Source organism: Micromonospora sp. NPDC002296, assembly GCF_040296145.1.
Lineage (GTDB): Bacteria > Actinomycetota > Actinomycetes > Mycobacteriales > Micromonosporaceae > Micromonospora.
Window position 1 is genome coordinate 1 of sequence record NZ_JBEOWQ010000004.1, and the last position, 22,053, is coordinate 22,053.

Sequence of the window (22,053 nt, forward strand, 5' to 3'; positions counted from 1 at the left end):
CCGGCCCGCGCGGGGGCGGGCCGGCCGCGACACCGCGCCTGAGGCGCGATGGGGTGTTCCGAAGAACGGTGATGCCTGTTCAGACGAACAGTCGTGCCTGTTCCGAGGAACAGTGCTGCCGATGATCAGATCGGGCGGATGTTCTCCGCCTGCGGGCCCTTCTGGCCCTGGGTGATCTCGAACTCGACCCGCTGGTTCTCGTCCAGGCTCCGGTAGCCGGAGGACTGGATCGCCGAGAAGTGGGCGAAGACGTCAGCGCCGCCGCCGTCCGGGGTGATGAAGCCGAAACCCTTGTCAGCGTTGAACCACTTGACGGTGCCAATTGCCATGTGTTCTGTCTCCTTGACGGAACGTTCGGCCTCGCACTTGTTGCGAGCCGAAGAGGGAGGAGCGGACCGCGCCGGTATGCGCGGACCACCTGTCGCTTCTGGTCGCCCCGCCCGGAGAGCACCGGACACAACAAAGAGCGCCTGGGGCTACAATCCGCCAGGCGCACACAGAGTCTCTGGTAACCAAAACTGCAACCCGGATACCGTACCACGGATTCGGCCCGCGGGAACCCCACCGCCGGAAATTCTCATCGCCCGGGGCGGCGGACCGCAGGCGGCACCTCCGGCACTCCCGCGATCAACGCGGTGAGCCCGTCGGCGTCGAGCAGGTCCGCCGGGCGGACCGTCGCCCCGTCCCGCACGTAGTGGAAGGCCGCGCCGACCTGGTCGACCGGCACCCCGGCCAGTTCCGCCCAGGCCAGCCGGTAGACGGCGAGCTGCACCGCCGCCGCCTCGGCCTCCTCGCCGACGGGCTGCCGCCCGGTCTTCCAGTCGACCACGTCATACCGGCCACCGGGCCGGGCGAAAACCGCATCCATCCGGCCGCGCACCACCACCCCGGCGATGACTGTGGCGAACGGCACTTCCACCTCCACCGGCACCCGGTCGGCCCACTCCCCGGCCAGGAAGCGCGCCTGGAGTTCGGCCAGCGCCTCGTCGGGCGCCGCGTCGGCGTCGGCCGCACCCGGCAACTCGTCGACGTCGAGCAGCCGGTCCGCGCCGAAGCGCCGCTCCAGCCAGGTGTGGAACGCGGTGCCGCGCCGGGCGTACGGGTTCGGCTCGACGGGCATCGGGCGGCGCAGGGCGCGGGCGAGCCCCTCCGGGTCGCGGCGCAGCGCCACGAGCTGGGTGACCGAGAGCTGGCCGGGCAGGGCCACCTCGACCGCCCCCGCCCCGGTGGCCAGCTCGGCCCGCTCGGCGAGCAGCAGGTCGGACTCCCGCCGCCAGCGCGCCACCTCGGGATCCTCGACCTCGGCCACCCCGTCGGCCGAGGCCGCAGGATCCTCGGCGAGGAAGCGGCGAACCAGCGCGGCGGCCTCGGCCAGCGCCGGGCGGCGCCCGCCCAGCGGGTCGGCCGGCCACTCGGCGCGCAGCACCACCTCGGTGGTGGGGTTGGTGGCGTCACCGGCCGGCTCGGGGGTCCACCGGTCGACCAGGTGCCCGGCGTCGCCGTCCAGGCACACGTCGTGCACCTCGCGCAGGAACACCGACGGCCCGCGTGGACGCTTCGTCCCCTCGCCCCACCAGTAGCCGGAGCAGAGCAGCAGCCGCCGAGGGCGGGTCACCGCCACGTACGCCAGCCGGCGCTCCTCCCGCTCGTCGTGCGCCCGCCAGTCGTCGACGAAGTCGGTCAGCGCCCGGGCCACCGCGCGCTGGTCGTCCGCCTCGGCCAGGCCCAGCTCCGGCAGCCCGTCGGCGTCCCCGCGCAGCGGGAACGGCAGCACTCCCAGCCCGCCGAGCCAGTGGTCGGAGTTGCGCACCGGCCCCGGCCAGCCGCCCCGGCTCAGGCCGGCGACCGCGACCACGTCCCACTCCAGGCCCTTCGCGGCGTGCGCGGTGAGGATCTGCACCGCGCCGGAGACCACCTCCACCTCGCCCGGGGCGAGGCCGCGCTCCTCGTCCTCGGCCGCGGCGAGGTAGGCCAGGAACCCCGACAGGGTGGCTGCCGGGGACTCCCCGCTGAACCGGGCCGCCACGTCGCCGAGGGCGTCCAGGTGGCCCCGGGCGAGGCCGGCGTCGCCGGTGCCGTCCCGACCGGCCCGGACCGCCACCTCCACGTCCAGGCCGATGGTCCGCTCGACGTCCGCGATCAGCTCCGGCAGCGTCTGGTCCAGCCGGTAGCGGAGCAGGGCCAGCTCCTCGCCGTACGCGCGCAGCCGGGCATAGCCCTGGACCGAGTACGCCTGGGCGGGCCCCAGGTCCGCCAGCGCCTCCACCAGGGTGGCCTCGTCGAGCAGGTCGACGGCGATCTGCGGCTCCTCGTCGGCGGCGAGCCGACGGCGGCCGGCGGCGATCGCCCGGGCCCGACGGTGCAGGGCCACCAGGTCACGCGGCCCGATCCGCCAGCGCGCCCCGGTGAGCAGCCGCAGCAACCCCGCCCCGTCGGTCGGGTCGGCGAGCACCCGCAGGGTGCACACCACGTCCCGCACCTCGGGGGTGTCCAGCAGGCCGCCCAGGCCCACCACCTCCACCGGCAGTCCCCGGGCCCGCAGCGCGGTCGACAGCGCCGGGATCTGGCTGCGCAGCCGGACCAGCACGGCGGTGGTGGGCCGCTGCGGCACCGGGATGTGCTCGGGCAGCGCCTCCGGCATCCGGGCCGCCCCGCGCCAGACGGCCAGCACGCTGTCGGCGATCCAGTCCGCCTCGTCCGCGTACGTCGGCAGGAGCGCGCAGTGCACGGTGCCGGCGGCCAGGCCACCCGGCGTGCGGTGCGGGATCGGGTCGGCGACGCTCAGCGCGGCGCGCAGCTCGGGCACCCGGGCACCGGCCGCCCGCAGCGGGGTGGACAGGGCGTTCGCCACGCCGAGGATCTCCGGCCGGTTGCGCCAGCTCGTGGTGAGGCCGAGCACCGCCGCCGGCGCGCCGTCGGGGCGGGCGAACTCGGCGGGGAAGCGGTCCAGGGTTCCGGCGCTGGCCCCGCGCCAGCCGTAGATGGACTGGCAGGGGTCGCCGACGGCGGTCACCGGGTGGCCGCCCCCGAACAGCGCGTTGAGCAGCACCACCTGCGCGTGGCTGGTGTCCTGGTACTCGTCGAGCAGCACCACCCGGTAACGGTCCCGCTCGATCGCGCCGACCGCCGGGTGATCCCGGGCCACCCGGGCCGCCCGGGCGAGCTGGTCGGCGAAGTCCATCGCCTCGAAGTCCGCCTTGCGCCGGGCGTACGCGCGGACCAGCGGCAGCAGCTTCAGCCGGGTCTGCTGGAGGGCGAGGGACTTCCGCACGTCGGCGTAGACCCGGCCGGGGCGGGACTGCACGTCGGCGAAGAACCGGCCGGTCCAGGCGGCCAGGGCGTCCGGGGCGACCAGGTGCTCGTCCAGCTCGCCGGCCAGGGCCAGCACGGCGTCGGTGATGGTGCTGGGCATCCGGTCGACGCTGGTCATGTCGCCGTCGTAGTTGCGCACCAGCAGGTCGACGAGCTGCCAGCGGGACGCCTCGGTGAGCAGCCGGGTGGACGGCTCGTACCCGGCGCGCAGCCCGTGCTCGGTGACGATCCGCCCGGCGTACGAGTGGTAGGTGGACACGGTCGGCTCGCCCGCGAACGGGTCGTCGAGCGGGTCCCGCCCTCGCCGCCCGACCCGGCGCACGAGCTGGTCGAGCCGGGTACGCACCCGGTGGCCCAACTCGCCGGCCGCCTTGCGGGTGAAGGTCAGCCCGAGGATCTGCTCCGGCCGGACGTATGCGTTGGCGACCAGCCAGACCACCCGGGCTGCCATCGTCTCGGTCTTGCCGGACCCGGCGCCCGCGACCACCAGCAGCGGCTCGACCGGCGCGGCGATGATCGCCGCCTGCTCCCGGGTGGGCGCGGGCAGGCGGAGCAGCTTCGCCAGCTCGACCGGCGTGTACCGGGGGCCGGAGTCGGCGGCCCGGGGCGCCGGGGTCGCGGCGCTGAACAGGGCGGGCTGGGTCACGGTTTCTCGTTCTCGGGGCGGCGGGGGGTCGGCGGCTCGACGACCTGACGCCCCTGCCCGGACACCGGGCAGCTCGTACGCACCGGGCAGACCCGGCACTTCGAGTTGGCGACAGCGGCGAAGGTGGCGGCGGCCATCGTATCGGCGGTGCGCCGCACCAGCGCGGTCGCCCAGCCCGCCTCCGGCCCCTGCCCCGCCGCCGGCTGGCTCTGCTCCTTGGCGTCCTTCGCGCCGGTGCCGAGCTGCACCAGGGCCGCGCCACCGGACTCGTCGCCGAACTCCGGGAACGCCCCCGACTCCACCGCCGCCTGGTACGCCCCGAGCTGCGGATGCTCGCCGATCTCGTGCTCGGTGACGGCGGTGGACTTGCCGGTCTTCAGGTCGACCACCACCAGCCGGCCGGCGTCGTCCACCTCCAGCCGGTCCACCCGGCCGGTCAACTCGACCGGCCGGTGCGGGTCGTCGAGCCGGACCGCGAACTCGTGCTCGATGGCGAGCAGCCGGCGCGGGTTGCCGGCCAACCAGCGCAGCAGCTTGTCCACCATGGCCTCGGCCCGCTCCCGCTCCGGACCGACCATCCACCGGGCGGCCAGCTCGATCGCGTCGAACCGGGCGGCCACGTACTCCAGCAGGGCGGAACGGTCCGCGCTGGCGTCCTCGGCGAGCATCGCGGCGGCGTGCACCAGGTTGCCCACCCCCTGCGCGGCGCTGGCCGGGCCGCTGCCGCCGTGCCGCTCCAGCAGCCAGCGCAGGCTGCACCGCAGGGCGCTCTCCATCGCCGACGGGGTGACCTTCACCGGCTGCCCCTCGTCGACCAGCGGCCGGTCGTCGGAGAGGCCGCGCAGCCCCCACCAGTCGTCGGGGTGCGCGCCGGGCACCCCGGCGGCGGACAGGCGGGCCAGCTCGGCCGCCGCCGCGCGCCGCCGGTGGTGCGGCGCCGCCGGGTCGGCCACGGCGGTACGCAGCTCCGCGACCAGCGCCGGCAGGGTCAGCGCCCGGGGCGGCCCGGCCACCGGCAGGGTGACGGGCCGGTACTCGCCCCCGACCTCCGGGTCACCGACCTCCGAGGCTGCCGGCCCGGGGTCGCCGGTCGGGCCGTCGCCGGGACCGTCCACCGAGCCTCCACCGGAACCACCGGTCGGCTCCGCAGCGGCCGGGTCGACGTCGGCAGGGACCGGGTCGACGTCGGCAGGGCCGGGCGGCTCGGTCGGGTCCAGCTCGTACAGGAACCGGCTGGGCTGCTCCTCGTGGTCGTCGCCGCCGACCGCGGCCGAGGCGACCGCGCTGACCAGCAGCCGGCGACGGGCCCGGGTCACCGCCACGTGGAAGAGCCGGCGCTCCTCGTCCAGCAGGGCGGACGTCTGCCCGATCAGGACCGCCCGCCCGCCGTCGCCCTGGCCGCGGCCGGCGAGCACATCGACCAGCCGCTCGGAGCCGAGCAGGCTGCCGCGCAGCCGCAGGTCCGGCCAGACGCCCTCCTGCACCCCGACGATCGCCACCAGGTCCCACTCCAGCCCCTTGGCCGCGTGCGCGGTGAGCAGCCGGACGGCCTCGCCCCGGTCGGCCGTCGCGGCCAGGGTGTCCGCCGGCAGGTCCTGGCCGAGCACGTGGTCGAGGAAGACCTCGGTACGGGCACCGGGCAGCCGGTCGGCGAACCGGGCCGCCGCGTCGAAGAGCACCAGCACGGCGTCCAGGTCCCGGTCGGCGGCCTCGGCCCGCCAACGCCGTGCGGTCTCGTGCTCGCCGGTCGCCGCCTGCCCCCGGGTGATCGCCCCGGCCCAGCGCTCGGCCAGACCGCTGGCGTCCCACACCGCCCAGAGCACGTCCTCGGCGGTCGCCCCGGGCCGCTCGGCCGCCTCCCCGGCGATGGCGAGCAGGCCGGCCACCGCCTGCGCCGGCTCCGCCCAGCGCCGGTCGATGGCCGCCAGTTCCTCCGGGTCGCGCAGCGCTTCGACGATCAGCTCGCCGGAGGGACGGCGGTCCCCACCGGCCAGGGCGAGGGCGCGCAGCCCCTGGCGTAGCCGCCGCTCGGCCAGCGGATCGGCCCCGCCCAGCGGCGAGTGCAGCAGCGTTACCGCCGCCTCCTCGTCCAGCCGCTCCGGCTCGAGCGCGCAGCGCAGCAGGAGCAGCAGTGGGGCCACCGCCGGCTGCAGGTGCAGCGGCAGGTCCTCGCCGTGCACCACGGTCGGCACCCCGGCGGTGTGCAGCGCCCGGCGTAGCACCGGAAGCTGCCGCGCGGTCGAGCGGACCAGCACCGCCATCGCCGACCAGGGCACGCCGCCGAGCAGGTGCGCCGCGCGCAGGGCCTGGGCCAACCAGGCGGCCTCGCTGGTGGCCGAGCGGAAGGTACGCACCTCGACCGAGCCGGCCGGGGCTGCCGGCATCGGATGCAGCCGGCGGTGGGCCGCCGGGCCGCGCAGCCGGCCGGTGAGCCGCCGGGTCGCGGTGAGCAGCCCCGCACCGGCCCGGTACGACGTGGTCAGCACGACCTGTGCGGCCGGTGCCCCGGAGACGGTGCGGAACCGGTGCGGGAAGGCGCTGACCCCGGCCGGGTCCGTGCCCCGGAAGGCGTACGTGGCGGAGTCCGGGTCGGCGAAGGCGACGAGGGACTTTCCCCCGCCGGCCACCACGGCGAGCAGGTCGAGCTGGGCCGGGTCGGTGTCGGCGAGTTCGTCGACGTACACATGGGCGAGGCGGCGGCGCTCGGCCTCCAACAACTCCGGGTCGTCGAGCAGCAGCCCGGTGGCGGCCCGGACCAGCTCCGCCGGGTCGTACGCGATCGAACCGCGGTTGCTGACGTCCCGCAGGGCGAGGACGGCGACGTACTCGCGGAGGAAGCGGGCGGCGGCCGGCCAGTCCGCGCGGCCCAGCCTCTCCCCCAGCCGGGCCAGCTCCACCGGACCCACCCCGCGCTCCGCGGCCCGCATCAGCAGGTCGCGGAGCTGGGCCGCGAACGCCCGGGTACGCAGGGCGGGGCGCAGGTCCTCCGGCCAGCCGACCGGGTCGTCGTCGGGCTCCTCGCCGACCACGTCGAGCAGCTCCCGGATGATCAGATCCTGCTCGGGGCCGGTGAGCAGCCGCGGGGACGGCTCCCCCCGCTCGGTGGCCGCCCGGCGCAGCAGCCCGTACGCGTACGCCGGGAAGGTGCGCACCAACGGCTCGCGCAGCACGCGGTGCCCGTCACCGGCCACCCGGGCCTCGATCCGGCGGCGCAGGTCGGTGGCCTGCCGGCGACCGAAGGTGAGCACCAGGACCCGCTCGGGGTCGACGCCCTCGGCCACCCGCGCGGCGACCGCCTCGACCAGCGTGCTGGTCTTCCCGGTGCCCGGCCCGCCGACGACGAGCATCGGCCCACCGGTGTGCGCCACGACCTCGGCCTGGAGCGAGTCGTCCCGCCACCCCCGGTCCCGCCCAGCTCCTTCGGCAGGCCCAGCTTCTTCGCCCTGCTCAGCCCCTTCGGCAGGCTCCGCCCCCTCGGCCGGCACCGCAGGCGACTCCTCGGCGTGCGCCCGCCCGGCGGGAGTCTCCTCGGCGCGCGTCAGACCGCCGGCAGGCTGGTCGGCGTACGTATCGTCGCCGCCCGGCCCGCCGGTCCGATGCTCCTGCCCGGTCGCGCCCTCGGGCCGACCGTCCCCCCGCGCCGCCCCACCCGACCGGCGGTCCCCCCGGGCCGCCTCGGCAGGCCGACGCACCAGCCGGTACGCCTGCATCCCTCCATCCCACCACGTCCCTACGACACCCCACCCACCCCACCGCCCGCGCCGGGCGGGCGCGGCAGGGGTGGGAGGGTCAGGGAAGGTGGGCGGTGAGGGCGTCCAGGGCAGCGGGGATGCTGTCGACGACCGTGAGAAGGCCCAGGCCGGCCGGCTTGAGGAAGTTCTGGTCGGCGAGGCCGGCCAGCCAGTCGATCAGGGGGCGGTAGAAGCCGTCCACGTCGACCAGCACCATCGGCTTGGTGTGCAGGGCGAGGGTGGCCGTGGTCCAGACCTCGAACAGCTCGTCCAGGGTGCCCAGCCCGCCGGGCAGGGTGAGGAACGCGTCCGACTTGTCGATCATGAGAGTCTTGCGGTCGGCCATGCTGCCGGTGACCAGCAGCTCGTCCGAGGCGAGGTCGGCCACCTCCAGGTCGACCAGGGACTGCGGGATCACCCCCAGGGTGGTCCCGCCGGCGGACCGGGCCCCGTCCGCCACCGCACCCATCATCCCGACGCAGCCGCCGCCGCTGACCAGCGTGTGGCCGCGGCGGGCGATCTCCGCGCCCGCCTCGGCGGCGAGGTCCAGCCAGCGCCGGTCGAGGGTACGGGACGACGCGCAGAACACGCAGATCGCCGCCACCGGCTCAGCGCTCCCGGCCCTGCTCGGCGGCGGCCTGCTGGTCCGCCGCGGTCTGGGCGACGGCCTCCTCGCGGACCGCCTCCTGCTCGGCGGAGAGCGCGGCCTCGGCCTCAACGATGTGCCGGACCGCCGCGTCGACGTCGTCGGTGAGGCAGATCAGCTCCAGGTCGACCGGCCCGATCTTGCCCTCGACCGCCATCGTGTCGCGCAGCCAGTCGAGCAGGCCGTGCCAGTATTCCGTCCCCATCAGCACCACCGGGAACCGGGTGACCTTGCCGGTCTGCACCAGGGTCAGCGCCTCGAACAGCTCGTCCATGGTGCCGAAGCCGCCGGGCAGCACCACGAACGCCTGGGCGTACTTGACGAACATGGTCTTGCGGGCGAAGAAGTACCGGAAGTCGATGGCCAGGTCGACCCAGTCGTTGAGGCCCTGCTCGAACGGCAGCTCGATGCCGAGCCCGACGGAGAGCCCGCCGGCGTCGCTGGCGCCCCGGTTGGCCGCCTCCATCACGCCGGGCCCGCCGCCGGTGATCACCGCGTACCCGGCCCGGGCCAGGGCGGCGCCCAGTTCCTCGGCCATCCGGCACTCCGGGCTGTCCGGCTTGCTCCGGGCCGAGCCGAAGACGCTGACCGCCGGCGGCAGGTCGGCCAGGGTGTCGAAGCCCTCCACGAATTCCGACAGGATGCGCAGGGCCCGCCAGGCGTCCTTGGTCTTCCAGTCGCTGCGCCCCCGGGAGTCCAGCAGCCGCTGGTCAGCGGTGCTCGCCGGAATGGCCTGGCGGCGCAGCGTGACGGCGCCCCGGTGTCGTTCCCGCCCCCGCTCGCGGCCCGGGTCTCGTCCGTTGCTGTCGCTCATGGGAGCAACCGTAGTGGAGGGGCACCCCATCAGGTGCGGCACCTGTACCGGGTGGCGGGCGGACAGCGACGGGGGCGGACAGATTCTCCACGACCGGGGCAACTAATTCGGTCGCACGCACGTCTTACTATTCACATACCGGGTATGCCCCGGCACGCGCCTTCGGGGGAGGAGCCAGCGTGATCAGCAACAGCGAGATGATCCGGATCCGTCGGCAGATGCAGCGACGGATCCACGACGTAGTGGCCGAGCGCCGCCGCGCCCGGCAGATGGAAGCCAGCACCGCCGACCTCACCGGCGATTCGGCCGACACCCGCCCCGAGTCGTCCCTGTCCCCGACCGCCTGACCGACCTACGGCGACGAGTCCTTCTACTCGGGTCGGCCGACCAGAAGGCCCGGCTGCCGGCCGGGCGGCCCGCCCGCCGAATCAGGGTGACGGGCCGCCCGGCCGCACCACACGCCCCGACCGCACCACGCCCCCGGCCAGGCTTTCGAGCCTTGGGCGCGGCGGGTTCAGGCGGGGGTGAGCCAGCGGTGCAGGGTGACCGCCCCGTCGCGGATCTTGCTGATCTCGACGTGCTCGTCCGGGTGGTGGGCCAGGTTGGGATCCCCCGGGCCGAAGTTCAGTGCCGGGATGCCCATCGCGGCGAACCGGGCCACGTCCGTCCAGCCCAGCTTGCCGATCGGGGTGGTGCCGACCGCCGCCACGAACTCCTTCGCCGGGGCCGCGTCCAGCCCGGGTGCCGCCCCGGCCGCCGCGTCGGTCACCCGCAGCTCGAAGCCCGCGAACACCTCGCGCAGGTGCGCCTCGGCCTCGGCCGGCGTCCGGTCGGGCGCGAACCGGTAGTTCACCTCGACCTCGCAGTGGTCCGGCACCACGTTGCCGGCGACGCCGCCGTCGATCCGGACCGCGTTCATGCCCTCGCGGTAGTCACAGCCGTCGATGGTGACCCGCCGCGCCTCGTACCCGGACAGGCGGCGCAGCACCTCGCCGGCGGCGTGGATGGCGTTCACCCCGTGCCAGGAGCGCGCCGAGTGGGCCCGGACGCCGGTGGTGGTCACCACCGCACGCATGGTGCCCTGACAGCCGGCCTCCACGATCCCGTGCGTCGGCTCCAGCAGCAGCGCGAAGTCCGCCCGGAGCCACTCCGGGTGCGCCTCGGCGACCAGGAAGAGCCCGTTGTACTTCGACTCGATCTCCTCGGCCTCGTAGAAGAAGTACGTCACGTCGTACTTCGGCTCGGGAAGGGTCACCGCCAGGTGCAGCGCGTACGCCACGCCGGACTTCATGTCCGAGGTGCCGCAGCCGTACATCAGGTCGCCGCGCATGGTCGACGGGAAGTTGTTGTTCAGCGGGACGGTGTCCAGGTGCCCCGCGAGCACCACCCGGGAGTCCCTCCCCAGGTCGGTACGCGCCATGACGGTGTTGCCGTGCCGGAACGTGGTCAGGTGCGGCACGGCACGCAACACCTCCTCGACACAGTCGGCGATCGCCTTCTCGTCGAGAGAGACGGACTCGATGTCGACCAGGACGCGGGTCAACGCCACCGGATCGGCGAGGACCTCAGGGGTCAGCGGGTTCTCCATGGTTCGCACGGTACCGTCACAGAGGTGACTACTGCACAGCCTGCGTGGGGCATCGGCCTCGCCACCATCACCGCTGACGAGCAGGTGCTCGACACCTGGTACCCGACGGGCAAGCTGGGGCTCGGCGAGCTTCCGTTGGTCCCCGGCGAGGACGAGGCGGACGTGCTCGACCTGCCGCCGGGGGCGGTCGGCGAGCGGGCGCTGCCCGGCCTGCGTACCGCCCAGGTGGTCACGGTGATCGGGTCGCTGGACGAGCCGATCAAGGATGCCGCCGACGCGTACCTGAGGTTGCACCTGCTCTCCCACCGCCTGGTGCGGCCCAACGAGCTGAACCTCGACGGCATCTTCGGCAAGCTGGCGAACGTGGCCTGGACGTCGGCCGGGCCGTGCCCGCCGGAGCGGGTGGACGAGCTGCGGGTGATCGAACGGGCCGCCGGCCGCCACCTGAGCGTGTACGGGGTGGACAAGTTCCCCCGGATGACCGACTACGTGGTCCCCGCCGGGGTGCGGATCGCCGACGCGGACCGGGTCCGGCTCGGCGCCCACCTCGCCGCCGGCACCACCGTGATGCACGAGGGCTTCGTCAACTTCAACGCCGGCACGCTCGGCACCTCGATGGTCGAGGGGCGCATCGTGCAGGGCGTGCTGGTCGGCGACGGCTCCGACATCGGCGGCGGCGCGTCGATCATGGGCACCCTGTCCGGCGGCGGCACCGAGAAGATCAGCATCGGCGAGCGCAGCCTGATCGGCGCGAACGCCGGCGTCGGCATCTCCCTCGGCGACGACTGCGTGGTCGAGGCCGGCTGCTACGTCACTGCCGCCTCGAAGATCGCCCTCCCGGACGGCCGGGTGGTCAAGGCCCGCGACCTGTCCGGCGTCGACGGCCTGCTGTTCTGGCGCAACTCGGTAACCGGCGCGCTGGAGGCGAAGCCGCGCACCGGCCGGGGCATCGAGCTGAACGCCGCCCTGCACGCCAACGACTGACGACCGAGGCGCGACGCGGTCCCCGGGTCAGCGAGGCCGGGCAGCGGCACCGCCGACGGAGGACGGCACGGGTCCGGGCCCGGCGGGACGTGCCGCCGGGCCCGGACGCCGGTTCAGCGCAGCCGGTACGCCTGGATGATCCGCGTGGTCACCGTGTTTCCGGTGGTGTCCTCCGCGGTGGCCCGCAGCGAGACGTGGCCGGCGCCGGCCGGGTGTCTGAGCGTGGCCGCCCAGCCGGAGCCCTGGCGGCGCAGCTCCGCCTTGCGCCAGGTCTTCCCGCCGTCGTAGGAGGCGTCGACGGTCAGCGCGGCGACCTTGGCAGCCGGGGCGCCGTCCTGCCGCTCCACCCGCACCGGAACGGTGAAGGACCGCCCGGCGGGGGCGCTGTTGTCGGCGCGCAGCGCCGGGGCGAAGCGCACCGCCATCGCCGGCAGCGCCGCGAAGTCGTCACCCGGGACGTGCTTCGAGCGGAACGTCCAGGCGCTGGTGACCTCGGTGCTCAGGTCGGTGAAGCCGCGCTTCGCCGAGGTCTCCACCCGGTAGTTGGCCGCGCCCGCCGGCACCTCGAACTCCCCGTACCCCGGGTACTCGCTCTCCCCGACCAGCTTGCCCTCGCGGTACAGCCTGGTCCACTGGGGGTCGTTGAGCGACCCGCCGGCGTGTCCGCCCGCGTCGCTGTGCACGGGCAGGTTGACCACGACGGTGTCGCCCGTGCGGGTGATCCCGTCCCACGGCCAGCGCCGCGCCGGGAAGGACGGCGCGAACGGGGCGACGCCCCAGGTCTCGTGGGACGTCCGACCGCCCCGGTACGCCGTCGGCGGCGAGCGCAGCACCGCCTGTGTGTCCAGCCAGCCCTCGGGGTCGCGGGTGCCGAAGTCCAGCTCGCTCTCCCACCGCACGTGGTTGGTGCTGTAGTGCTCGACCCGGCGGCCGGGCGTCGCGGTGCGCAGGACCACGGCGGAGCCGCCCGTGTTGTACTCCAACTCGCCCAGGACCATCCGCTCGGCCTCCAGCCCCGGGTAGGCGTCCCGGAAGGTGTGCACGACGGTGGCCAGGTCCCGGCTGCGGTAGTGCTTGACGAAGCCGGTCGGCATCCAGCCGGGGAACGCCTCCAGCAACGCGTACAGGTACGGGCTGCTGGCCGCCTCCCCGTCGGCCCACTGGCTGCCGATCGTGGCGACGAACCGCTCGGGAGTGCTGGCCGGGCCGATCTGCCCGCTGGTCAGCCCCTCGAAGCCGTCGCTCCACAGGCCGAACGAGTAGATGCTCGCGTCTTCTGCGAAGAAGACCGCGCTGACGTCCACCAGCAGCGGGGTCGCGCCGCGCTGCGGCACCGTGTTCAGCACCGGCTTGGCGGTGCGGGCGTCGAGGGTGAGCCGGAGCGCCCGGTCGACGACCAGTTCGGGCCGGGCGAGCATGGTGGCCCCGGTGGGCTCGCCGTTCGCGTCGGTGGCGAACAGGTAGCCGGCCAGCCCGTACCGGCCCTTCGGGACGCGCACGGTCGCCGTGCCGTCGGCGTCGTAGACGTCCGTGGGGAACTGGAAGGTTTCCAGGTCGACCAGGGTGGTGCCGTACTCGGTGGCGGGCCTGCCGTCCTGGCCGACGTGGCTGATGGTGACCTCGTAGCTCTCCACCTCGCGGTGCACGGCGATCGGGGTGACCGCCACCGTCGCGCCGGACCTGGCGACGACCCGGCCGGTGTAGTAGCCGTCCGCGCCCTGCACCCGGGTGTCGGCGGTGACGGTGGCCTGCGCCTGACCACCGGCCGGCACGGTGACCTGTGACGCGCCGAGCCGGAACAGGCCGGCCGGGGCCGGCTCGCCGTCCGGTCCGGTGGCCTCGACCGTGAGGTCGAGGGTGACCGGCGCGGACCCGGAGTTGCGCCAGGTCACCGTGCGGGCGATCGTGGGGTCGTCGCCGTGCGGCCACTCGGCGCGGCCGAACGACACGCTCGCCGGGTCGCTGGTGACCTGCTGGCCGATCGCGCGGGCCACGTCGACCCGGCCCGCGCCCTGCTGGTAGGCGGTCTGCCCGGGATGCGGCTTCGCCGAGGCCATCAGGGTCGACTTGAGCGCGCCGGCCCGCCAGTCGGGGTGCCGCTGGGCGAGCAGTGCCGCCGAGCCGGCGACGTGCGGGGTGGCCATCGACGTGCCGGAGAGCGTCATGTACTTCTCGCCGACCGGCTCGCCGAGGTCGCTGCCGGCCGCCCGAGCCGCGACGATCTCCACGCCGGGGGCGGTGATGTCCGGCTTGAGGGCGTCGTCGCCGACCCGGGGGCCCCGGCTGGAGAAGTCGGCCAGTTCGTCGTCGCGGTCGACCGCGCCGACCGCCAGGGCGGCGTCCGCGCTGGCCGGGGAGCCGACCGAGGCGTCGGAGCCGTCGTTGCCGGCGGCGATGACGAAGAGGGTGCCGGTCTGCGCGGTGAGGGTCTGCACCGCCTGCTCCAGCGGGTCGACCTCGGGGGTGTCCATTCCGCCGAGGCTCAGGTTGACCACGGTGGCGTGCTTCTCCGCCGCCGCCCACTGCATGCCGGCGAGGATCGCCGAGTCGGTGCAGTTGGTGCTCTCGCAGACCTTGCCGGAGAGCAGCGTGGCGTCCGGGGCCACCCCCCGGTACTTCCCGCCGGAGGCGGCGCCGCTGCCCGCGATGGTCGAGGCGACGTGGGTGCCGTGGCCGACCGTGTCGCCCGACTCGGGCGCCTCGCTGAAGTTGCGCGACTCGGCGAGCCGACCGGCGAAGTCGGGGTGGTCGGGGTCGACGCCGGTGTCCAGCACCGCGACGGTGACGCCCTTGCCGGTGAGCCCGGCCGCGTGGGCGACGGGCGCGCCGATCTGGGGCACGCTGTGGTCCAGGGTCACCTTGCGCCGGCCGTCCAGCCAGAGCCGGTCGACACCCTCCGCCGTGTCGACCCGGGCGGATGTCCGGCCCGTGGTCATCGCGCCCCACGCCGCGCCGGCGCGGGCCTTCTCGGCCGTCACCGCCGCGCCGCCGATCGCGGGCAGGTCGCGGGTCACCCGGATTCCGGCGAGGCCGGCGACGGCCCGGCGGGCCTCACCCGAGCGGTACGAGACCAGTAGCGGGAGACTGTCCCGGTGGGCGTCGTCGTAGCCGGCCTCGATCAGCCCGGTGACGTCGAAGAGCCGCCGGTCCACCTTGCCCGAGCGGAGCAGTGGCAGCGCGTCCTGGGGCAGCACGGTGACGCGGCCCCGGTCCCGCTGCACCAGGAAGCGCAGGTCGTCGCGGCCGGAGCCGGGCCGGACGGACACCGCGCCGGAGGCCGCGACGGTGACCCGGTCACCGGTGACCAGTGTGACCGTGGCCGGGCGTCCGGCGGCCCGGCCGGCCGACGCGGCACCGACGGTCGCGGAGGCGGAGGCGGAGGCGGCGGCGGAGGCGGGGGTGGCGGAGGCGGGGGACGCGGCCGGGGCGGCCCCGGCCGGGGTGGTCAGCGGCGCGGCGAGCACCAGACCGAGGGCCAGCGCCAGGCCGGCCGATTTTCTTCCTGTTCGATGCAACGGATTCCTCCTTGAGAGGCGTCATCACTGACAGAGGTCGCACAGGCACAGAGAAGAATTGCATACTCGGTATGCGGAAGAGAAGTCAGAGAAGTGACAAACTTGGCAATAAGTGGAGGCCCGGCCGGGGGATGATCGGCCGATGACCTCCATGAAGGACCGCATGCTCGCCGGCGAGTTGTACCGCGCCGAGGACCCGGAGATCCTGGCCGACCTGGACCGGGCCGCCCGCCTCAACGAGGCGTTCAACCGCAGCTCGGCGGCCGACCCCGAGGAGCGGCTGGCCGCGCTGCGCGAGCTGCTCGGCTCGGTAGGCGAGGGCGCCTGGGTCCGCCCGCCGTTCCACTGCGACTACGGCTGGAACATCCACCTGGGGCCGCGCGGGTTCGTCAACTTCAACGCGGTCTTCCTCGACGTCGCCCGGATCACCGTCGGCGCGGACGTCCAGATGGGACCGAACGTGCAACTCCTGACGGCCACCCACCCGGTCGACCCGGAGCCCCGGCGGGAGAAGTGGGAGGCGGCGCAGCCGATCACGATCGGGGACAACGTCTGGCTCGGCGGTGGGGTGATCGTGCTGGCCGGGGTGAGCATCGGCGACAACACGGTGGTCGGTGCGGGCGCCGTGGTGAACCGCGACCTGCCGGCGAACGTCGTCGCGGTGGGCAACCCCGCCCGGGTCGTACGCGAGATCGCCTGACCCGGGAACCGGGCCGTGGCTCGCGGTGCGGGACGCCGCCCAGGGGGCACTGCCGCCGGCCCCCGTCCCTCAGGCGGGCGGGTCGGCCAGCCGGACCACCAGATCGGCGCGCACGGCGGTGTCCGCCACCAGAGCCGCGTTGGCCTCGTCGCTGCCCAGCGCCCAGGCCCGCGCCTGCTCCGGCGACCGCCCGTACGACTCGTGCCGGGCGGTCAGCCGGCGGTGCCGCAGCTCGGCGTCCAGGTCGAGGAACCACACCTCGTGCAGCAACTGCCGCACCTCGTCCCACGGGTCCTCGGACAGCAGCAGGTAGTTGCCCTCGGTCACCACCAACCGCACCTCGGGCGGTACCTCGACCGCGCCGGCGACCGGCTCCTCCAGGTCCCGACGGAACCCCGGGGCCCAGACCGAGATCGGCTCCAGCCGGCGCAACCGGCGCAGCAGCGCGACGTACCCACCGACGTCGAAGGTGTCCACCGCGCCCTTGCGGGCGTCCCGGCCGAGCCGGCGCAGTTCCGCCTGGGCCAGGTGGAAGCCGTCCATCGGCACCAGCCGGGCGGTCGCACCCACCTCGGCGACGACCCGCTCGGCCAGCGTGGACTTGCCCGCCCCCGGCGCTCCGGCGATACCGAGGAGCTGCCGGGGCCCGGCCCCGGCCAGGTCCCGGGCGCGGGCCACCAGCTCTCCGAGGGAAAGGACCCTGGCGTCCGGCATCAGCCGAGGACCGGCGCGGTGATCGTGAACCGGGCCTCCACCGCCGCGTGCAGGCTCTGCGGCTGCGGGTCCAGTTCCAGCTCCGGCGGGGCGTCCGCCGGCCCGCCGGACTTGAACGCGGCGCGGGTCATCATCGGCTGCGGGGCCAGCCCGTTGTCGGCCAGCTCCAGCAGCGCGGTCACCCGGGAGCCCAGCGCCTCGGCGTACTCCCGGGCGCGGGCCAGCGCGTCGGCGATGGCGGCGTGCCGCGCCTCCCGGTACGCCGGGCTGTCCGGCCGCAGCGACCACCACGGGCCGGCGACCTCGACCTGGTCCTGATCGGCCAGGCGGAGCATCAGCTCGCCCAGCGCGGTGAAGTCGGTGACGGTGACAGTCGTGGCGACGCTGCCGTGCCAGGCCACCACCCGCTCGCCGGAGCGCTTCGTCTCCGGCCAGACCCGCAGGTCGCCGGTCTCCCGGCGGTCCACCGCCGGCTCGGCGGCGTCGAGCAGCACCCGCACGGCGGCGGCCCGCTCGGCGAGCCGGGTCAGCACGGCCTCCCGGTCCCGGTCCCGCGCCGTCGCGGTCACCGTGAACCGGGCCAGCTCCGGAGCGACTTCCCGGTACGCCTCGCCGCGTACCGCCACGATTGGTCCGTCCACCATGCCCTCACCCTAAAGGAAGGAAAGGACACCTCACCGACGCCCGCGTGGAGCAGGCCCTCGTCGGCACCCTCTCGGGAGGACGGGACGGTGCGGCTCAGGCCGGGGCGGCCGGGAGGTGGCCGGTGTAGGTCACCGTCCCCGCCGCCACCCGGCAGTCGGTCAGGTGCCCGCCGGCAGCGCCGAGCGACAGCAGGTACGCCAGTTCGCCGTCGACGCCCCCACCGAGCGAGAAGTCGCGGACGACCGGGGGCAACCCGCGGTCGATCAGGGCCAGCCGCAGCCCTCGCGCCCGCTCGTAGTGCCCCACGAGGGCCGCCGCGTCGCCGGACCGGAGCGCGGCGGCGAGCCGGTCGAGGAACCCGGTGACCCGGCCGAGCTGGGCGAGCACCTGGTCGCGGTTGTTCAGCAGCATGTCCGCCGTCCGGGCAGCCGGGGTGCCGGCGACCCGGGTGCCGTCCCGGAAGCTGCCGGCGGCCAGGCCCAGCACGGCGTCCCGCAGGTCGGCGTCCGCCACCGCGCCGGCCAGGCTGCCGGCCAGCAGGTGCGGGATGTGCGACGCGAGGGCCGCCGCCGCGTCGTGCGCGTCCGGCGCCATCGGGACGACCCGCGCGTCGAAGACGTCGATGACCAGGGCGGCGAGCCTGCGGAAACGCTCGATGCCCTCGGCCGTGGGGCAGAGCACCCAGGCCGCGCCGTCGAACAGCTCGGGGACGGCGGCGGTCAGCCCGGCGCGCTCCGCCCCGGCCATCGGATGCCCCGGGACGAAGCGGTCGGACAGGCCGTGCGCCACGGCGAACCCGGCGATCCCGCCCTTGGTGCTGCCCACGTCGGTGAGCACGCAGTCGGGACCGGTGTGCCTGGCGACGATGAGCAGGGTTTCCGGCAGGCTCGACAGCGGGCCGCAGAGGAACACCGCGTCCCGGTCGCGGACGGCGTCGGCCAGTTCGTCGGGGAAGGCAATGCCCCGGGCGCGTCCCTCCGCGCGGGTGGCGGTGTCCGGGTCCCAGCCGGTGACGTCGATACCGCGCTCGTGCAGGCGGAGCAGGACCGAGCCGCCGATGAGCCCGGTGCCCACCACCGCGGCCCGCGGGTTGCCACCGGGCCTGTCCCCCATCACCCACCTCGGCGTCTCGGTCGGTACGCGTCGAGGTCACCTCGGCCCGTTCGGCCCCGAGGATATCGCCCGCCCGACGCCGGCCCCCTCGTGTGCCCGTCTCCCGGGACGAGCGCCCGGCGTCCTGGATCTCAGGCCGCCCGGCGCTGACCGGACGGTGGATGCTCAACGAAGATCGACGAAGTACGGTCCCTCCCGCCGGACACCACATGGGTGTCCGTACGGGGAAAGGGCAACATCATGTCCGCCGCGACGTACCGGGCTCTCGCCTCGGTGCTCATGCTGATCGGCTTCTACGTCGTCGCGCTGCTCCAGCTCGCCGCCGTCGTCGCATTCGGCTTCTGGATCCACCAGTGGGCCAGCGGTCTCGCCACCGCCAAGCTCATGATCCCGCTCCTGCTGGCGCTCGGCGCCGTACTGGTCGGGCTCTGGCGAGCCGTCCGCACCAAGAGCGAGCCCGCGCCGGGCCTGGTCCTCGACGAGCGGGCCGCCCCTGCGCTCTGGGCCGCAGTGCGTGAGCTGGCCGCCGAGGTCGGCACCCGCGCCCCGGACGAGATCCGGCTGGTGCCCGAGGTGAACGCGGCCGTCGCCGAACAGAGCAGCATGCTCGGCCTGGTGGGCGGCCGGCGGACCATGTACGTCGGGTTGCCGCTGCTCCAGGCGATGCGGGTCGACCAGTTCCGCGCGGTGCTGGCACACGAGCTGGGCCACTACTCGGGCCGGCACACCCGGCTCGGCGCAGTGGCGTACCGGGGGCGGCTGGCGATCGCCGAGACCATCGGTCGGATCGGCGGGCGCAACCCGATCGGCTGGGTCTTCCGGGGGTACGCGAAGCTCTACCTGCTGGTGGACAACGCCGCGTCGCGCCGCCAGGAGCTGGAGGCCGACCGCTCCGCGGTGCGGCTGGCCGGCCGGGAGGCAGCCACGTCCGCGCTGCGCACCCTGCCGGCGCTGGGCGCCGCCTGGTCGTTCTACATGGCCCGGTACGTCGAGCCGGGCTGGTCGGCGGGGCTCGCCCCGGATGACCTGTTCGGCGGCTTCGGCCAGCTGCTCGCCGCCCGCCGGGACGAGATCACCGCGCTGCGGGAGAACGCGCCCGACGAGAAGCCGTCCCGCTGGGACACCCACCCGCCCGTCGGTATTCGGGTGGCCGCGATGGCCGACGCGCCGGCCGACGCGCCCGCGCCGGACGAGCGGCCGGCCGCCGGCCTGCTGGCCGACATCGGCGCGGCGGGTCTGGCGTTGCAGGCGGACGTGATCGCGCACGAGGGACGGCAGGTCCTGGCCTGGCCCGAGTTCATCGCGGCGACGATCGCCGCCGGCGGACAGCGCGAGGCCGACGCCGTCTACCGGGCTGCGGGCCGGTTCACCGGCGCGGCGGAGCCCGGCCTGCCCACGGTGCTGGACCTGGTCCGCGCGGGTCGGCTCGGCGAGTTCGCCGAGCAGTTCTACTCGGACTCCTCCCGCGAGGAGGCCGCCGCCCGCTTCGCCGGCCCGATGAATTCGTTGCTGGTCAACGCCGCGATTCGCGCCGGCCAGGCGCACTGGCAGCTGTCCTGGTCCACCCCCGCCCGGCTGGTCGGCCCGGACGGCGAGCCGTGGGACCTGACCGAGGTCGCCAAGCTCGCGGTCGACCCCGAGACCCTGGACGAGGCGCTGGCCCGCCTCGCCGAGGCCGGCGTCGACCCGGCCGGCGCGACGGTGGTGCAGCGGCGGGTCTCCGGACACGACGCCGACCTCGTCGGCGCGTTGGCCAACATCAAGGTCGACGGCACCGAGCACGACGTGCTGGTCCTGGACCGTGGGCTGGTGCTGATCGCCGACCCGGGCAAGGCGAGCAAGGGCGAGGAGCGGCTGCGGGCGCTGCTCGGATCGGTACCGGTGGCCGAGCTCGCGACCCGACACACCTTCCTGCCGTACGAGGAGATGACCTCGGTCGCGGTGAGGCGGGAGGTGCCGCTGAAGGCCGAGCTGGCCCTGCACGGCGGGCGGACGATGAAGATGCAGGAGCTGTTCTCCAGCGAGCTGCTGGGGAAGCACAGCCGGGACGCGCTGCTGACGGTGTTCCGCCGGATCGGCGGGTGACCGCCGCCGGTGCCCCGGCCGGCCGGGGCACCGGTGCACCCGCTCGACTCAGGGCAGGGCGAGGCGCGCGGCGACCGCCGCGATGTGCTCGTCGGACTCGGTCAGCGCCGCCCGGACGTGCCGCGCGCCTCCCGGGCCGTAGAAAACGCCGGCGGCGACCAGGATGCCCCGGCGGGCCAGCCAGTCCACCGTCGCCCAGCAGTCCTCGCCCCGGGTCATCCAGAGGTAGAGCCCGGCCTCGGAGTGCTCGACCGTGAACCCGGCCCCGGTGAACGCGGCCAGCAGCTGCTCCCGCCTGGCCCGGTAGCGCTCCCGCTGGGCGTCGGCGTGCTCCTGGTCGCCGAGCGCGACGATCATCGCCGCCTGCACCGGGGCGGGCACGATCATGCCGGCGTGCTTGCGCACCCTCAGCAGCTCGGCGACCAGGGCGGGGTCGCCGGCGACGAGGCCCGCCCGGTACCCGGCGAGGTTGGAGCGCTTGGACAGCGAGTGCACCGCCAGCAGCCCGTCGTACGACCCGCCGCAGACCTCGGGCGCGAGCACCGAGACCGGCTCGGCGGCGGCCGACCAGCCCAGCGGCAGGTAGCACTCGTCGCTGGCCACCACGGCGCCCCGCTCGCGGGCCCAGTCGACCACCTTGCGCAGGTGGTTGGCGGGCAGCACCCGGCCGGTCGGGTTGCCCGGCGAGTTCACCCAGACCAGCCGGACCCGGGGGTCGGGGCCGAGCGCGGTCAGCGAGTCGGTGCGCACCGTGGTGGCGCCGGCGATCCGCGCCCCGTCCTCGTACGTCGGGTAGCAGACCGACGGCACCACGACGACGTCACCGGGGCCGAGGCCGAGCAGGGTGGGCAGCCACGCCACCAGCTCCTTGGAGCCGATGGTGGGCAGCACCCCGAGGCCGTCGACGCCCGCGCCGCAGACCCGGGCCACCCAGGCCGCGATGGCGGCCCGCAGGGCGGGCGTGCCGGCGGTCAGCGGGTAGCCGGGGGCGTCGGACGCGTCGGCCAGGGCCTGCCGGATCACCGGGGGCACCGGGTCGACCGGCGTGCCGATCGAGAGGTTGATCAGGCCGCCCGGGTGCGCCGCGGCCACTGCGGCCGCGGCGCCCAGGGTGTCCCAGGTGAATTCGGGCAGCCGTGACGAGACCGGCTCGGGCCGATTCAGTGGCCTTCTCCGCGCGGTGGCTGGCCCGCGACGAAGGTCGCGTCCTTCGCCACCTTGCCGATCTTCGAGGCGCCACCGGGCGAGCCCAGGTCCTCGAAGAACTCGTAGTTCGCCCCGGTGTAGTCCTTCCACTGCTCCGGGACGTCATCCTCGTAGAAGATCGCCTCGACCGGGCACACCGGCTCACAGGCACCACAGTCGACGCACTCGTCAGGGTGGATGTAGAGCATCCGGTTTCCCTCGTAGATGCAGTCGACCGGGCATTCCTCGATGCATGCCTTGTCGAGCACATCCACGCAGGGCTCGGCGATGATGTAGGTCACCGGTCTTCTCCTCCGCAAGACACGCCGCGATCACCCGCGACGGTTAGAGCCTAGTATCTCGCCGGGGAGGGGG

Annotated in this window: 16 protein-coding genes; 4 read left to right on the top strand and 12 right to left on the bottom strand. The window is 74.8% G+C overall.

What is annotated here, in order from left to right:
* Nucleotides 1-125 precede the first annotated feature (125 nt).
* The 5 genes from ABT023_RS04525 to ABT023_RS04545 form a co-directional block, all read right to left on the bottom strand.
* Nucleotides 126-329, bottom strand: a complete 204-nt coding sequence (locus ABT023_RS04525) for a cold-shock protein (protein WP_161685538.1) — start codon at nucleotides 327-329, stop codon at nucleotides 126-128.
* A gap of 248 nt (nucleotides 330-577) precedes the next feature.
* Nucleotides 578-3,958 carry an ATP-dependent helicase gene (locus tag ABT023_RS04530; protein WP_350881650.1) on the bottom strand — a complete coding sequence of 1,127 codons (3,381 nt, stop codon included), beginning with the start codon at nucleotides 3,956-3,958 and terminating at the stop codon, nucleotides 578-580.
* Nucleotides 3,955-7,668 carry an ATP-dependent helicase gene (locus tag ABT023_RS04535; protein ID WP_350881653.1) on the bottom strand — a complete coding sequence of 1,238 codons (3,714 nt, stop codon included), beginning with the start codon at nucleotides 7,666-7,668 and terminating at the stop codon, nucleotides 3,955-3,957. Before ABT023_RS04535 ends, ABT023_RS04530 begins: the two co-directional genes overlap by 4 nt.
* Nucleotides 7,669-7,747: 79 nt before the next feature.
* Nucleotides 7,748-8,293 (bottom strand): LOG family protein, encoded by a 546-nt coding sequence (locus tag ABT023_RS04540; RefSeq protein ID WP_350881655.1) that lies wholly within the window; start codon nucleotides 8,291-8,293, stop codon nucleotides 7,748-7,750.
* Nucleotides 8,294-8,297: 4 nt separating this feature from the next.
* Nucleotides 8,298-9,149: an LOG family protein gene (locus ABT023_RS04545; RefSeq protein WP_350881657.1), complete on the bottom strand. Its 852-nt coding sequence runs from the start codon at nucleotides 9,147-9,149 to the stop codon at nucleotides 8,298-8,300.
* A 179-nt stretch (nucleotides 9,150-9,328) separates the two neighbouring features.
* On the opposite strand from ABT023_RS04545, the gene ABT023_RS04550 reads away from it, so the two are divergent.
* On the top strand, nucleotides 9,329-9,496 hold the full coding sequence (locus ABT023_RS04550; RefSeq protein WP_350881659.1) for a hypothetical protein: 168 nt from the start codon (nucleotides 9,329-9,331) through the stop codon (nucleotides 9,494-9,496).
* Nucleotides 9,497-9,663: 167 nt separating this feature from the next.
* On the opposite strand, the gene dapE is transcribed toward ABT023_RS04550, so the two are convergent.
* Nucleotides 9,664-10,737, bottom strand: coding sequence for a succinyl-diaminopimelate desuccinylase (gene dapE / locus ABT023_RS04555; RefSeq protein ID WP_350881661.1), 1,074 nt, complete (start codon nucleotides 10,735-10,737; stop codon nucleotides 9,664-9,666).
* Nucleotides 10,738-10,761: 24 nt separating this feature from the next.
* On the opposite strand from dapE, the gene dapD reads away from it, so the two are divergent.
* On the top strand, nucleotides 10,762-11,721 hold the full coding sequence (gene dapD, locus ABT023_RS04560; protein ID WP_350881663.1) for a 2,3,4,5-tetrahydropyridine-2,6-dicarboxylate N-succinyltransferase: 960 nt from the start codon (nucleotides 10,762-10,764) through the stop codon (nucleotides 11,719-11,721).
* Between the two features lie 113 nt (nucleotides 11,722-11,834).
* Here the strand turns inward: dapD and ABT023_RS04565 are convergent, their stop codons facing one another.
* Nucleotides 11,835-15,236 (bottom strand): S8 family serine peptidase, encoded by a 3,402-nt coding sequence (locus tag ABT023_RS04565; protein ID WP_350881665.1) that lies wholly within the window; start codon nucleotides 15,234-15,236, stop codon nucleotides 11,835-11,837.
* Between the two features lie 142 nt (nucleotides 15,237-15,378).
* On the opposite strand from ABT023_RS04565, the gene ABT023_RS04570 reads away from it, so the two are divergent.
* Nucleotides 15,379-15,936: a sugar O-acetyltransferase gene (locus tag ABT023_RS04570; protein ID WP_350881667.1), complete on the top strand. Its 558-nt coding sequence runs from the start codon at nucleotides 15,379-15,381 to the stop codon at nucleotides 15,934-15,936.
* A 69-nt stretch (nucleotides 15,937-16,005) separates the two neighbouring features.
* On the opposite strand, the gene ABT023_RS04575 is transcribed toward ABT023_RS04570, so the two are convergent.
* The 3 genes from ABT023_RS04575 to ABT023_RS04585 all read right to left on the bottom strand — a co-directional run bounded on the left by ABT023_RS04575 (nucleotide 16,006) and on the right by ABT023_RS04585 (nucleotide 18,408).
* Nucleotides 16,006-16,650 (bottom strand): nucleoside/nucleotide kinase family protein, encoded by a 645-nt coding sequence (locus ABT023_RS04575; RefSeq protein ID WP_350881669.1) that lies wholly within the window; start codon nucleotides 16,648-16,650, stop codon nucleotides 16,006-16,008.
* Entirely contained in the window at nucleotides 16,650-17,294 is a 645-nt protein-coding gene (locus ABT023_RS04580) for an SIMPL domain-containing protein (RefSeq protein WP_350881671.1), read from the bottom strand. The genes ABT023_RS04575 and ABT023_RS04580 overlap by 1 nt, the downstream gene beginning before the upstream one ends.
* Nucleotides 17,295-17,388: 94 nt before the next feature.
* Nucleotides 17,389-18,408: a prephenate dehydrogenase gene (locus ABT023_RS04585; protein ID WP_350881673.1), complete on the bottom strand. Its 1,020-nt coding sequence runs from the start codon at nucleotides 18,406-18,408 to the stop codon at nucleotides 17,389-17,391.
* A gap of 213 nt (nucleotides 18,409-18,621) precedes the next feature.
* Between ABT023_RS04585 and ABT023_RS04590 the strand changes: the two genes are divergently transcribed.
* Nucleotides 18,622-20,493, top strand: a complete 1,872-nt coding sequence (locus tag ABT023_RS04590; RefSeq protein WP_350881675.1) for a M48 family metallopeptidase — start codon at nucleotides 18,622-18,624, stop codon at nucleotides 20,491-20,493.
* 48 nt (nucleotides 20,494-20,541) lie between these two features.
* On the opposite strand, the gene dapC is transcribed toward ABT023_RS04590, so the two are convergent.
* On the bottom strand, nucleotides 20,542-21,657 hold the full coding sequence (gene dapC, locus ABT023_RS04595; RefSeq protein ID WP_350882098.1) for a succinyldiaminopimelate transaminase: 1,116 nt from the start codon (nucleotides 21,655-21,657) through the stop codon (nucleotides 20,542-20,544).
* The gene (gene fdxA / locus ABT023_RS04600; protein WP_350881677.1) at nucleotides 21,654-21,980 is read right to left on the bottom strand and encodes a ferredoxin; all 327 of its coding nucleotides are present in this window, start codon (nucleotides 21,978-21,980) and stop codon (nucleotides 21,654-21,656) included. The genes dapC and fdxA overlap by 4 nt, the downstream gene beginning before the upstream one ends.
* Nucleotides 21,981-22,053: the final 73 nt, after the last annotated feature.